The 13,637-nt window shown below is 50.3% G+C and carries 13 protein-coding genes; all 13 read left to right on the top strand.

Annotated elements, in window-relative coordinates; genetic code table 11:
• The first annotated feature begins 18 nt into the window (after positions 1–18).
• Complete coding sequence (gene mutL / locus AB4Z33_RS25565; RefSeq protein ID WP_442052598.1) at positions 19–2,040, top strand: DNA mismatch repair endonuclease MutL; 2,022 nt, start codon at positions 19–21, stop codon at positions 2,038–2,040.
• The gene (locus tag AB4Z33_RS25570) at positions 2,037–2,819 is read left to right on the top strand and encodes a class I SAM-dependent methyltransferase (RefSeq protein WP_442052599.1); all 783 of its coding nucleotides are present in this window, start codon (positions 2,037–2,039) and stop codon (positions 2,817–2,819) included. The genes mutL and AB4Z33_RS25570 overlap by 4 nt, the downstream gene beginning before the upstream one ends.
• A complete protein-coding gene (gene miaA, locus AB4Z33_RS25575; RefSeq protein WP_442052600.1) occupies positions 2,809–3,825 on the top strand; it encodes a tRNA (adenosine(37)-N6)-dimethylallyltransferase MiaA in 1,017 nt (338 codons plus the stop codon). Before AB4Z33_RS25570 ends, miaA begins: the two co-directional genes overlap by 11 nt.
• A 17-nt stretch (positions 3,826–3,842) precedes the next feature.
• Complete coding sequence (gene hfq, locus AB4Z33_RS25580; RefSeq protein WP_307201349.1) at positions 3,843–4,088, top strand: RNA chaperone Hfq; 246 nt, start codon at positions 3,843–3,845, stop codon at positions 4,086–4,088.
• 154 nt (positions 4,089–4,242) lie between these two features.
• Positions 4,243–6,747, top strand: a complete 2,505-nt coding sequence (locus AB4Z33_RS25585; protein ID WP_442052601.1) for a PBP1A family penicillin-binding protein — start codon at positions 4,243–4,245, stop codon at positions 6,745–6,747.
• 11 nt (positions 6,748–6,758) lie between these two features.
• Positions 6,759–7,382, top strand: a complete 624-nt coding sequence (locus AB4Z33_RS25590) for a peptidylprolyl isomerase (RefSeq protein ID WP_442052602.1) — start codon at positions 6,759–6,761, stop codon at positions 7,380–7,382.
• Between the two features lie 232 nt (positions 7,383–7,614).
• Positions 7,615–8,172, top strand: coding sequence for a DUF402 domain-containing protein (locus AB4Z33_RS25595; protein ID WP_337101429.1), 558 nt, complete (start codon positions 7,615–7,617; stop codon positions 8,170–8,172).
• The gene (locus AB4Z33_RS25600) at positions 8,169–8,843 is read left to right on the top strand and encodes a YdcF family protein (protein WP_442052603.1); all 675 of its coding nucleotides are present in this window, start codon (positions 8,169–8,171) and stop codon (positions 8,841–8,843) included. Before AB4Z33_RS25595 ends, AB4Z33_RS25600 begins: the two co-directional genes overlap by 4 nt.
• Before the next feature lie 212 nt (positions 8,844–9,055).
• Positions 9,056–10,042 (top strand): AAA family ATPase, encoded by a 987-nt coding sequence (locus tag AB4Z33_RS25605; protein ID WP_442052604.1) that lies wholly within the window; start codon positions 9,056–9,058, stop codon positions 10,040–10,042.
• Positions 10,043–10,068: 26 nt separating this feature from the next.
• On the top strand, positions 10,069–11,364 hold the full coding sequence (gene hflX, locus AB4Z33_RS25610; protein ID WP_442052608.1) for a GTPase HflX: 1,296 nt from the start codon (positions 10,069–10,071) through the stop codon (positions 11,362–11,364).
• 38 nt (positions 11,365–11,402) lie between these two features.
• Positions 11,403–12,698 (top strand): methionine gamma-lyase family protein, encoded by a 1,296-nt coding sequence (locus tag AB4Z33_RS25615; protein ID WP_442052605.1) that lies wholly within the window; start codon positions 11,403–11,405, stop codon positions 12,696–12,698.
• A gap of 61 nt (positions 12,699–12,759) precedes the next feature.
• Positions 12,760–13,173, top strand: a complete 414-nt coding sequence (locus tag AB4Z33_RS25620) for a MerR family transcriptional regulator (RefSeq protein ID WP_337101424.1) — start codon at positions 12,760–12,762, stop codon at positions 13,171–13,173.
• 50 nt (positions 13,174–13,223) lie between these two features.
• Positions 13,224–13,637: glutamine synthetase beta-grasp domain-containing protein (locus AB4Z33_RS25625; RefSeq protein ID WP_442052606.1), on the top strand; the 414-nt coding region annotated here is incomplete at its 3' end.

Here is a 13,637-nt window from a genome sequence, read left to right on the forward strand (position 1 = left end):
GGGAGGTCAACCTGCGTTATGGGAAAAATCAAAATACTGGATGAGCAGCTTGCCAACCAAATCGCTGCCGGTGAGGTTGTTGAACGGCCTGCTGCCGTCATCAAAGAGCTTGTCGAGAATGCTATTGATGCAGGCAGTACGACGATCGATATAACGATTGAAGAGGGCGGCCTCGCTCTCATGCGAGTCATTGATAATGGCTATGGTATTGAGGCATCCGATATTTTAACTGCTTTTCAACGCCATGCGACCAGCAAAATATCAACGAGCAGCGATTTGTTCAAAATCGCGAGTCTCGGCTTTCGGGGCGAAGCGCTGCCAAGTATCGCGGCGGTATCTCGTTTATCTTGCACATCGGCAGATACCGACACGGGGCTTGCTAGACAGATTATGATAGAAGGCGGCAATATTACCGTCAACGAGCCGGCCAATGCGCCGCAAGGCACGGATATGATCGTACGCGATTTATTTTATAACACGCCTGCAAGGCTCAAGTATATGAAAGCGATCCAAACGGAGTTAGGTCATATTTCCGACTATGTGAACCGAATCGCCTTAGCTCATCCGGGCATCGCCTTTACGTTCAAGCACAATGGAAGCATGCTGCTTCAGACCGTTGGCACTGGCGACAGACTGCAAGTGATCGCTGCAATTTACGGTACGAATACGGCCAAAGCGATGCTCGCTGTCGAGGCGGAGAGCTCCGATTACGAGCTTCGAGGCTATATCTCCAAGCCGGAGCTGACGAGAGCGAATCGCAACGGCATTACAGCCATCGTGAACGGCCGCTATATACGGAGTCATGCCATTAATCAATCGTTGCTGCAAGCTTATCACACGCTCCTGCCAATCAACCGTTATCCGCTTGCGGTTATTGAGATAGGCATGCATCCAAGCCTGCTTGACGTGAACGTTCATCCATCCAAGATGGAGGTTCGATTCAGTAAGGAGGCCGAGCTGCGCACCCTGCTAGAGGAGGCTGTTCGCAAGGTGCTTGGCAAGCAGCGTTACATTCCCGGTCCTGACGCCGGTAAGCAGGAGCGCTCCAAGCCGCTGTTCGTGCAGGATACGATCTCGTTCCATCGGTCCGAGGAGCAAGTATCGACATCGCTGCCGTCCATTGCCGAGATCGCGGCATCTAGCCAGCGTGAGACCAAATCAGCATATGCCAGCCCGAATCGAACTGAAATTCCCGCGTGGACTAGGACGCAATCGACGGCTGTATCGCGATCGAACCCAAGCCCGAGCGCGTTTTCTGCCCCTTATTCGGCAAGCGGGGATAAAGAATATGTACCGCCTGATGCAACGAACCGGCTTTATTCGCCCCAAAATATTGATAAGCAAACGAATACTATCATTCGGGAACAAACAGCGCCATGGCCTGAGCCGCCGCCAGTTGTCGAGGCTTCCGAACCGGCTATTGAACAGGAGCAGATTGAAAGTCAGAAGCCTGCTTTTCCTGAGCTGCACTGGATTGGACAGCATCACGGTACGTACATTGTTGCGCAAGCGGAGGACGGGCTGTATCTGATTGATCAGCATGCGGCGCATGAGCGAATTAATTATGAGTATTATTACCGCAAGTTCGGCAATCCCGAAGCGGCAAGCCAGCAATTGCTCGTTCCGCTGACGCTGGAGTTCACGCCGGGCGAGGCTTCGCAGCTGCGCGAGCAGCTTCATCTATTCGCGGAAGCAGGGGTAGAGGTGGAGCCTTTCGGATCGCAAACCTTCCTTGTTCGCTCCTATCCGGAGTGGATGCCTAGCGGCGAGGAGAAAGCGATCATCGAGGAAATGGCTGAGCTGCTTATGGCGGAGAGAAAGTCGATCGATATTGCAAAGCTTCGCGAGAAGGCGGCAATTATGTGTTCCTGTAAGGCATCGATCAAAGCCAATGACCGGATGAACCGCGAAGAAGGCGATGCCCTACTCAGTCGTCTTGGCGCATGTGAGCAGCCTTATACTTGTCCGCACGGGCGACCCATTATCGTACATCTGTCTACCTATCAGCTGGAAAAAATGTTCAAACGGGTGATGTCATGATTGTCACGACAGCGCCTAAGCCATCTGATCGAGCTGCAGCGCAGGCACAGCGGCTTGCGTTAGAGTTATCGGCGAAGTATATGCTTCGCCGCAATCTAACGGTTCGCAAGCTGGCCCGGATGAGCAGCGATGGTAGGCTCATCGTTGTAACGGAGAATGAAGTGCGCTATTATGAGGGGCAAAGCGACTTACCGCTGTACTTCCACCCTAGCATGGCGTTCGTTCGGGTGAAGCGGCTTCGCAAAGGCGAGACTGATCCGCTTATTGAGCTTTCTCGCTGCCAAGAGGGCGATTTCGTTGTCGATTGCACAGCGGGTTTCGCCGCCGATTCCCTCGTCTTCTCATACGCCGCAGGAGAGAGTGGAARCGTAGTCGCAATAGAAAGCGAAGCTGTCCTCTGCGCGATCGTACGGGAAGGCTTAGCCGCTTACCGTACCACATTAGAAGATGTTGATGCGGCGATGCGCCGAATTACGATGATCCGCGAAAATCATTTGGATTATTTGAAGTCTTTGCCGGACCGAAGCGTCGACATTGTTTATTTCGATCCGATGTTCAGACAGCCGATCCACGAGTCCAGTTCGATGGAGCCGCTGCGGATGATTGCCAATATGAATGAGCTGTCAGAGCAGTCGGTTGCCGAAGCGAAGCGTGTTGCGCGCAAGACTGTGCTCATGAAGGAGCATCAAGCGAGTGCGGAATTTGGCAGGCTCGGCTTCGAGCGCCGCCATGTCAATACTTCGAAAATCGCATATGGAGTGATACAGATTGATCAATAACACCAGTGAGAAGGAGAGTAATAACGTAGGTGCAGGCAAGCGGAAGCAGCCTCTGCTCGTATTAATCGGCCCGACCGCAGTTGGCAAAACCCGCACRAGTCTCGATATAGCCAAGGCATGGAATGCCGAGATTATATCTGGCGATTCGATGCAAGTATACCGTGGGATGGATATCGGTACAGCGAAGCTTCCGCTCGAAGAAAGGGAAGGCATCCCTCACCATTTGATTGACATTTGCGAGCCCGATTATGCGTATTCGGTTGCCGACTTTCAGACGGAAGCCATTAAGTGCATAGAGGACATTGCAAGCAGAGGTAAGCTGCCCTTCATCGTTGGCGGCACAGGCTTATACGTGGAGTCGGTCTGTTATCAATATCAGTTCGCCGAGATGGGATCAGATGAGCCATTCCGCCGCGAGATGGAGCTGTTCGCACTGGAGCAAGGTGCCGAGGCGCTTCATGAACGGCTTCGATCGGTCGATCCGCAGACGGCTGATCGGCTCCATCCGAACGATCAGCGGAGAGTCATTCGCGCCCTTGAGGTGTTCCATCTGACCGGACAAACTTTCAGCGAGCAACAAGCCGGGCAAGTAAAAGAGTCCCCGTATGAGCTATGTATCGTTGGGCTTACGCTTGACCGGGCAGAGCTGTACAGCAGAATCGAGCAGCGCGTTGATCTCATGATTGAGCAAGGGCTGGTTGCGGAGGTAGGGTCTCTATTAAATGAGCATCATTTGCCTGCCGGTACGGTATCGATGCAAGGTCTGGGGTACAAGGAAATCGCTGAGTATTTACAGGGTGAATGTACGTTAGAAGCGGCTGTAGAGCGCCTTAAGAGGGACACCAGAAGGTTTGCTAAGCGTCAGCTATCGTGGTTTAGACATATGAAAGACATTCATTGGATCGATATGGGGGAAAATTTTCACAACAATTTGACCTCGATTCATGATATAATAGCAGGAAAGCTTCAAGTCAATCTTGAATATACTTCTAATCAATCTCTTTAAGACGGGGGTAACGTCCAATGAACAAATCAATCAATATTCAAGATACTTTCCTAAACCAACTTCGCAAAGACAGTATACCGGTCACGGTTTTTTTGATGAATGGATTCCAAATTCGGGGCGTTATTAAAGCATTCGATAACTTTACAATCATTATTGACAGCGAAGGCCGTCAACAAATGGTTTATAAGCATGCGATATCGACGTTCACCCCGCAGCGCAACGTATCGCTCATGCAGCAGGATCAAAGCGGCTCTGACGCTTAAGACTCGGCAGTATGTGAAACTTTCTTATTAGGTGTCACGTTTAATTAGATAGYGGCATGCAAGAGCAACCCGCTCGAAGCTGGGTTGCTCTTTTCATTTCGTGGGAAGTATAAAAAACAGAGACAGCATACGGATGGCAGGAGGGGAATCAGCAATGGCTGAACAACCACGAAAAAAAATGGCAACAAAAAAAGGGAAAAAGAAAAAAATATCAGGTCGCAAATTGTTTTTTGGATTATTTTTTACAGTCGTAATCGCAATCGTTTGCGGGATTATTGGGTATTTGTTCATTATTTTGAACGGCGAACGATTGTTGGATGAAAATGGAAGCAAACTTGATTTCGGTGAAGCTTCCATCATTTATGATCAGAACGACAAAGAAATTGCAAGGCTGTACGATCCGGTGCAGACTCGCGACGTAGCGGAATTCTCTGAAATTCCTGAGTTATTGTTTGATGCAATTGTAGCGACGGAGGATCAGCGCTTCTTCGAGCATTCGGGCATCGACTTCTTCGCGATCGGACGGGCCGTTGTGAAGGACGTCATCGCTCGCAGCGCTGTAGAAGGCGGAAGTACGATTACGCAGCAGCTAGCCAAAAACGTGTTCCTGAGCGCGGACAAAACGTTCTTCCGTAAAGCGACGGAAGCATCGATCGCGGTTGCGCTCGAGCAGCAAATGTCCAAACAGGAAATTTTGACGATGTATTTGAACCGAATCTTCTTCGGCGGAAGGATATACGGAGTCAAGCGTGCTTCGGAATATTACTTTGATAAGGATGTTAAAGACTTGGAGCTTTGGGAGGCTGCAACGCTTGCAGCAATGCCTAAGGCGCCTAACAGTTACAATCCGATCAAGCACCCAATTAATTCGAAGGAGCGCAGAGCCGTCGTTCTTAAGCTGATGTACGATCAGAAGTATATTACGCTGGATCAGATGGAGGAAGCTAAGGCCGTAGATTACGTGCCTCCTAAGAAGGTCGAACAAGACCAGCAGGACGTTTATCAGGCTTATGTCGATTACGTTGTTGAAGAAGCGATGGAGAAAACGAAGCTGTCGGAGGAAGAACTTCGGATTGGCGGATATCAAATCTATACGTCTCTTAATCAGCAAGCGCAGAAGTCGGTTGATAAGGCTTTCAACAACGACGACAACTTTGAGCAAAGTCCCGATGAACAGATCTCCCAAGCGGCGATGATCATTATGGATCATCGCGACGGCACGATTCAGGCGATGGCCGGCGGACGCGACTATGTGATTAAGGGAACTAACCGCGTCGTAGCGAAACGGCAAAGCGGTTCGACGATCAAGCCGATCTCGGTATATGGACCAGCCATAGCTACTGGCAAGTATTTCCCGTGGACAGAGCTTAAGAATGACAAGAAATGTTTCGGCAGCAATTATTGTCCGAGAGACAAGTGGGGACCTGTTCCTGTTACGATGAAGCAGGCGATGAAGGACTCCCGCAACCTGGCGGCTGTATGGACACTGAACGAGATCGGCATAAAGCGCGGCATTTCTTATGCGGAGAAGTTCGGGCTGGAAGTGACGGAAGACAATAACAATCTTGCCATTGCGCTTGGAACGATCGAAGCTACACCGCTTCAGATGGCAACCGCATATAGCGTATTTGCAAATGGCGGCAAGTCAGTCGATCCCCATACGATTCGGAAGATCGAAGGCGGCAAACAAGCTTCTTACACGTATAAAGCTCCTGCAGTCAAGCAATTGATTTCGGAACAGGAAGCATGGTATATGACCGAAATGCTGCAAGCCGTTGTTGAAAAAGGCGGCTCCGGGGTGAAAGCGAACTTCGGACGGGCGCTTGCAGGCAAGACCGGAACGACGCAACACGGTATTCCGGCAAGCGAAGGCTATAAGGGCAACGGTATACGCGACGCTTGGTTCGTCGGCTATACACCGGAGTGGACAGCGGCGGTATGGATGGGATACGATAAAACAAATGCGACGCATGTCTTGGAGAAGGGAAGCCCGCAGGCGGCTGCTTTCTTCGCTAAGGTGATGGAACCGGCAATGAAAGGCATGTCCAGCTCCAGCTTCAATCAACCGGGAGGCGTGAAGGACGAGAAGCCGCCGGTGGGCATTCAGAACTTCAACGCGGTTTACTTGCCGGAAGAAGCGAAGGTTTATCTTACTTGGGATCAGCCAGAGGAAGAGGGCATGACGTACAAGGTGTACCGCAAGGAAGCTTCAGAAGCGGAGTTTATCCATTTCGTTGATTCAGTAAATACGAGTGTCGACGATATGAGCGTTTTCCCGGGCATGACGTACGAGTATTACGTGACGTCGTACGATGCCGAATCGGATCAGGAAGGTACGCCATCGGCTAAAGTATCGGTAGCCATTCCTGAAACGGAAATCGAAATTCCTGATATTCCGATGGAGCCAACGCCAAGCGATGATATCGATCCAGGAAATGGAAATAACGGCGGCAACGGTGATGGCAACGGCAACGGTGACGGCGGAACGAACTTACCGGGAGAACCAACACAACAGCCAGGCAATCCGGATGAAGGAACCGGTGAGCCTACCCCTACCCCAGATTCAGGTGACGGCGGTCAGAATGGCGGCCAAGGTAATAGCAATACGCTTGGAAATACAGGGGAGGACGGGAATACGGCAGAAACGGGTGGGTTGTAATGAGGTTAGGAATGAAAGCCAGCTTTGCCGGTTTGATTGTTTTGCTCGCCGCAGCTCTGACATTGTCAGGCTGCGGCGGGAAATCGAACGGCAAGGATGGCGACCATGCACAGAAGACGATGAGCTGGGACAAGATGCCTGAGATGTCCATTGATCTCAATAAAGAGTACTCAGCTACATTCGTAACAAGCAAAGGCGAGTTCACTGTTAAGCTTTTCGCCAACGAAGCTCCAATAACGGTTAATAATTTTATTTTTTTAGCCAAAGAACAGTTCTACGACGGACTTAGCTTTCATCGCATTATTGAATCCTACATGATCTTGGCAGGCGATCCGAAAGGTGACGGAACGGGAACGCCGGGTTACACCATTCCCGATGAGCTGGACACGGATTTAAATTACGAGCCTGGTGTGCTTGCAATGATGAATGCAAGCGCTCCTAACACCGGAGGCAGTCAATTTTTTATTTGCACGGGCGATGACGCCGCTAACTTGAACAAAGCACCGAACTATTCGATCTTTGGCAAGGTTGAGAGCGGGATGGATATTGTACAAGCCATTGCGAAGGCGCCTGTCAAGGATAACAAACCGGTGGAAACGATACTCATCGAATCGATCACCATTCAAGAATCATAGCAGTTTGCGGAATCGTCGTCCTTTGTGGACGGCGATTTTCGTTTTTTAAATTGAAAGCTTGGTTTATTTTCATAGTCTGCTGGAGAAGAGCGTTAAGATATGGTAATCTTTTTTTATAGTGTAAATTCATTGTTGATGGTCGTATGGTGCGCGCAAGATGGATCATGAGAAAAGAGGAGCATTCGCATTGATTTGCGGGCTTTTCCCAAATGAACGGAAAGGTACGTTCCGCATGAAGAGAAAATTTTCTGACCGGGCCAACTGGAGGCGCATTTTGCGCAAGAGCTATTCATGCCTAGCGCTGGATGGCGATGAGTTCAAGGGCCTTGTAACGTTTTACCGCATACACGAGCTGCGCGAGCCGCTGTGGAAAGAGTATAACGGCCGTCGTTATTGCTTAGCGGATCGCGGGTATTTGTGGATGCAGCACTTTCCCAAGGGCGAACATTTCGTCGTAACGACGATGTTCGATGATAAGGGCCGAGTCGTGCAATGGTATATCGACGTATGCAAGACGCAAGGATTGACCGATCAACAAGTACCGTGGTTCGATGACCTCTATTTGGACGTCGTTGTCCTGCCAAGCGGAGAGGTTTTCCTCATGGATGAGGATGAGCTGGAGGACGCACATAAATCCGGCGATGTGAACAACAAGGATGTTGCGCTTGCGCGCAAGACGGCAGGACGCTTGCTGTCGAGCATCCGCAACGGCAGGTTCCGGTATTTCACGCTGAGCCTCAAGCATCGGAAGAGCTTGATGGAGCGTGCCGGAGAGTTAAGTGAATCATGAGGGCAGCTGCACAGAAGAAGAGCAGACCACGCAAACGAACGAACAAGTTTCGGCCGTGGCTGCTCTTGTTTCGTTTGTCCGCGTGGCTGTTAGTCGCTTTGGTTCTATGGTGCGGTTATTTGTTGTGGTTAATAAATAACCACGTTAACGATAACTTAGCAGAAGCAGATGCCGGTATTGTGCTAGGCGCTGCGATGTGGGGAGATGCTCCGAGTCCTGCGCTTCGTGAAAGGCTCGAGTACGCTTACAGTTTGTATGCAGAGGGTAAGGTAGATTTTCTAATATTATCGGGCGGCCATGACGCGAACGGTGCAGTGAAGTCAGAGGCTGAAGGTATGCGGGACTATCTTTTGGCAAAAGGTATAACAAGCGACAAGCTGTTGCTAGAGGACAAGTCGCACAGTACGTATGAAAACTTGCGCAATAGCCAAGCTATTGCAAATGACCATAACTATTCCAGCGTCATCATTATTACGCATGATTATCATGCGGCCAGAGCGGCTTCAATCGCTAAACACTTGAAGTTCGCCGATGCGCAGGTTGCGGGTACGAAGTCTGAAGTGCTGAACCCGGTCTATAACGAATCGCGCGAAGTGCTCGCTTTTACGAAATGGAAGCTCGATTCGATACTGTTGCTGTTCGGATTTATTTCACCTGATCCGATGCTGTAAATCTGCTAATAAGCGCAGCCAAGCTAGAATAAGCTTGTAGTGCGGGCAGACGCTGCCATAAGGCGATGGCCGTTTACCGTTTAAAATATAGCAAAGTATAAGTTTCACTCTTATCCTTATGCCTATATTTCTCCGGAATGAAACGCGCCTCGCCGCCAAAGGACGGCGATAGCCGTTTCACCTTGCACCTGAAAGGATTGGTGATGCGACAGATGAACGGACATGTTGTAACGGGCACGAGCAGCGGATCTACTAGACCGTCTCGCCAAATTAACGTTGTACTTCGAGGGCAGGAGTCTGTTCAAGGAGCGGCAGCAGCGCAAGTCTACGAGCCGGAGCCGCAGCTGGCGGTCAAGCCGCTGCCTAGCGTGGATCACTTTGCCGATATTCAGAAAGAGCTTGAACCAATGGTCGGTATGGATAACGTCAAATCGTTAGTATATGAGATATACGCGCTCCTATATGTGAGCAGAATGCGCTCTGAGGCGGGCTTATTCGGTGGCTCTCATGTGTACCATATGATTTTTAAAGGCAATCCCGGTACCGGCAAGACGACAATCGCCCGCATCGTGGCAAAGCTCCTGCAGAAGATGGGAGTGCTGACGAAAGGCCATTTGATCGAGGTTGAGCGTGCCGACCTGGTAGGCGAATATATCGGCCATACGGCACAGAAGACACGTGATCTCGTACGTAAGGCGATTGGCGGCGTTCTGTTTATCGATGAGGCATATAGTCTTGCGCGAGGCGGGGAGAAGGATTTTGGCAAGGAAGCGATTGATACCTTGGTCAAGGCGATGGAAGACCATCGGAATCAATTCGTCCTTATACTCGCCGGCTATCCGGCTGAGATCGAGAACTTCTTGTTAACGAATCCCGGCTTGCCGTCACGCTTCCCGATCCAGATCGAATTTCCCGACTATACGATCGATCAACTCGTTCAGATAGCCGAAATGATGGCTAAGGATCGGGATTATATGATGCAGCCTCAGTCAATATTCAAGCTCCGCCAGCATCTCATGCAAGAGAAGCTGAATGCCATGTTTTCGTTCAGCAACGCGAGATATGTGCGCAATACGATCGAGAAGGCGATTCGCTATCAGGCGGTGCGGCTTCTTAGTCAATATGCCAACTCTATTCCCGGCAAGCAGGAATTAATGACCATACGTCCAGAGGATCTGAGATGGGAGACGAAAGCGTAAGCGACGATTCCCAAGAGGAGCACGATATGAGCGAAAAAACCTATGATACGAACACCGGCTTGCATGAAAAAGCGATCCTAATTACGCTCGTCACCTCAGAAGGTAAACGATCCGGCGGCGATCCGGAGCATTCCTTGCAGGAGCTCATCCAATTAGCGGAGACAGCTGGCGTAGAAGTACTGACGACGATTAAACAAAATAAAGATAGTGCCGATTCCAGATGGTTTATCGGCAAAGGCAAAGTGCAAGAGGTAAAGGCGGCCGCAGAAGAGCTTGGGGCTACTACCGCCATCTTCGACCAAGAGCTGTCCGGCGCTCAGGTGCGGAATCTCGAAGAGTCGCTTGACCTCAAGATCGTAGACCGTACGCAGCTTATTCTTGATATTTTTGCCGGACGGGCGAAGACCAGAGAAGGCATCATTCAAGTGGAGCTGGCGCAGCTCAGTTATTTGTTGCCTCGGTTGTCCGGCCATGGCCGCAATCTGTCGAGACTAGGCGGAGGCATTGGCACGCGTGGACCGGGTGAATCGAAGCTGGAGATGGACCGCAGGCATATTCGGGGACGAATCGCAGATTTGAAGGCACAGCTGGAGGAAGTCGTGCGCCATCGCAAGCTGCACCGCGAGCGTCGCAAGAAGGCTGGCGTAACGCAAGTAGCCCTCGTCGGTTATACGAACGCAGGCAAGTCGACTTTGTTGCGAGAGCTAACGAATGCGGATGTCTACGTCGAGAATCAGCTGTTCGCAACTCTCGATCCTACATCGCGTATACTTGGTCTGCCGAATGGGCGAGAGGTTATATTGACCGACACGGTAGGTTTTATTCAAAACTTGCCGCATGATCTTGTTGCTGCGTTCCGTGCTACATTGGAGGAGGTCAATGAAGCTGATCTCGTCCTGCATGTAATAGACAGCAACTCGCCTATGCGTGATGAGCAGATTGCTGTCGTTGATCGTATACTAGAGGAGCTGGGCTCTGCTGGCAAGCCGCAGATTAGATTGTATAACAAAAGAGATTTATTTCTTGCAGATAATAACAATATTATTCATGCTCTGCCGCGTACATCCGGCGATAATATTGTAATAAGCGCCTATGAGGCAGATGATCTTGCGCTGCTGCGGCAGGCAATCCAAGATAAGCTGACGGGCGATACGCTAGTCTTCGTATTACCGGCTGAGCGAGGGGATTTGATTGCTCTTGCTTACCGCAGCGGCGAGGTTGTGGATAAGCAGGTTGGGGAAGACAGCTTAAGTCTGACTGTTCAAGTAAGCAGACAGCAATACTCGCTTCACGGACAGCCGCTCAAGGCATATGTGAAGTAACGAAAATTAGGTTGTAAGTGGAAGAGGAGAAGATAGCAGTGGTTCAAGAGCATCAGGATGAACAAAAAGTTTGGAAGCAGCTTGAAGAGCTTGCGGAGGCGGCGGAGCTTAACGCGAATTCCGCCTTTCGCCGAATCGAGCGAATAGCTGAGCAAAATCAGTGGAAAGTTATTCAAGCCTTCCAGCGCCATAAAGTGAGCGATTTTCATTTTAACGGATCGACCGGATATGGTTATAACGATCGCGGCAGGGAAGTGCTTGATCTTGTCTACGCCGATGTGCTAGGCGCTGAAGCGGCGCTGGTACGACCTCACTTTGTATCGGGCACGCATACGATAAGCTGTGCCTTATTCGGAGTGCTTCGGCCTGGCGATGAGTTGCTTTACGTTACAGGCAAGCCTTATGATACGCTGCACAAAGTCATTGGCAAGCCGGGAGACGGCAAGGGCTCGCTGCAGGATTGGGGAGTCATCTATAATGAGGTGGCGCTGCTAGAGGATGGCGGGCTGGATTGGCCGGCGATTGAAGCGGCGATCAAGCCCGAGACGAAAGTAATCGGTATACAGCGCTCGCGCGGATATAGCTGGCGAGCTTCTTTTACGGTGTCCGAAATAGGGGATATCGTTAGCCGAGTAAAAGCGCTTAAGAGCGACCTGCTCGTATTTGTCGATAACTGCTACGGCGAATTTACCGAGCTGCTGGAACCGACCCAAGTCGGCGTTGATCTGATGGCAGGCTCGCTAATCAAAAATCCCGGCGGAGGGCTGGCCGAAACCGGCGGATATATTGCGGGTACGGCAGCAGCCGTAGAAGCTGCTTCTTTCCGGTTAACTGCCCCAGGTATTGGAGGCGAAGTCGGAGCAACGTTAGGCACGCTGCGTCCTATGTATCAAGGTTTATTCCTAGCGCCTCATTTGGTCGGACAAGCTGTGAAGGGCAGTGTTCTGGCGGCAGCCTTATTCGAACAACTAGGCTTCGAGACGAAACCTCGCTGGGACGAACCGCGTACCGATCTGATCCAAGCGGTTCGATTCGGACAAGCCGAGCATTTGATCTCATTCGTTCAGGGTATTCAACAAGCAGCGGCAGTTGACTCGCATGTCGTACCAGAGCCTTGGGATATGCCGGGCTACGAGAATGCCGTCATCATGGCGGCCGGTACATTCATTCAAGGCGGCAGCCTTGAGTTATCCGCAGACGCTCCGATACGTGACCCGTATATTGCCTACATGCAGGGGGGACTTACTTATGCCCATGCCAAATACGGCGTTTTAACCGCATTGAAACAACTTGTTTCGAAAGGATTAATTGTGATTAAACCTTACATAACTTGACACGTTTCGGGTGCAACGTTAAAATGAACATATAAAAGAGCGACTGGAAGGTTGATGCGACATGGCTGATGATATTCGCAGAAATATGGCATTATTTCCGATTGGCATCGTAATGAAGCTTACGGATTTAACGGCCCGCCAAATCCGCTATTACGAGCAGCATGAACTGATCGTGCCTGCAAGAACAGCAGGGAATCAACGATTGTTTTCATTTAATGACGTTGAGAGGCTACTAGAAATTAAATCATTGATCGAGAAGGGCGTTAACATCGCCGGCATTAAGCAAGTCATGAATCCGGTTTCAAAGGAATCGGACGATGCAACAATCGTAAGCGAGCAATCCGAGGTCAAGCGGCGCGAGCTTTCGGACGCGCAGCTTCACCGCATGCTCAAGCAGCAGTTGCTTGAGAAGAGACCGGGCGGTCAAGCGTCATTGATCCAAGGACAACTGACTCGCTTCTTAAACAAGCGATAGTCTTGCTACAATAACAAGCATACTGAAACGCAAACAAAGGAGATGATAGTGTGGGTTACACTAAAGAGGACATCAAAGCAATTGCCAAAGAACAGAATGTACGTTTCATCCGTTTGCAATTTACCGATTTKCTTGGAACGATCAAGAATGTCGAAATTCCGGTAAGCCAGCTTGAGAAAGCGCTCGATAATAAAATGATGTTCGATGGATCTTCCATTGAAGGTTATGTTCGTATTGAGGAATCTGACATGTATCTTTACCCGGATCTGGACACATGGGTTATTTTCCCATGGGTGACACAAGACCGTGTTGCTCGTCTGATTTGTGATATCTATATGCCTGACGGCACGCCGTTCGCAGGCGACCCGCGCGGTATTTTGAAGCGTGCGCTTAAAGAAGCGGAAGAAATGGGCTACACGGCAATGAATGTTGGTCCTGAACCGGAATTTTTCTTATTCAAAACC

It is taken from the genome of Paenibacillus sp. 2TAB19 (assembly GCF_052115185.1).
In the GTDB taxonomy this organism is placed as follows: domain Bacteria; phylum Bacillota; class Bacilli; order Paenibacillales; family Paenibacillaceae; genus Pristimantibacillus.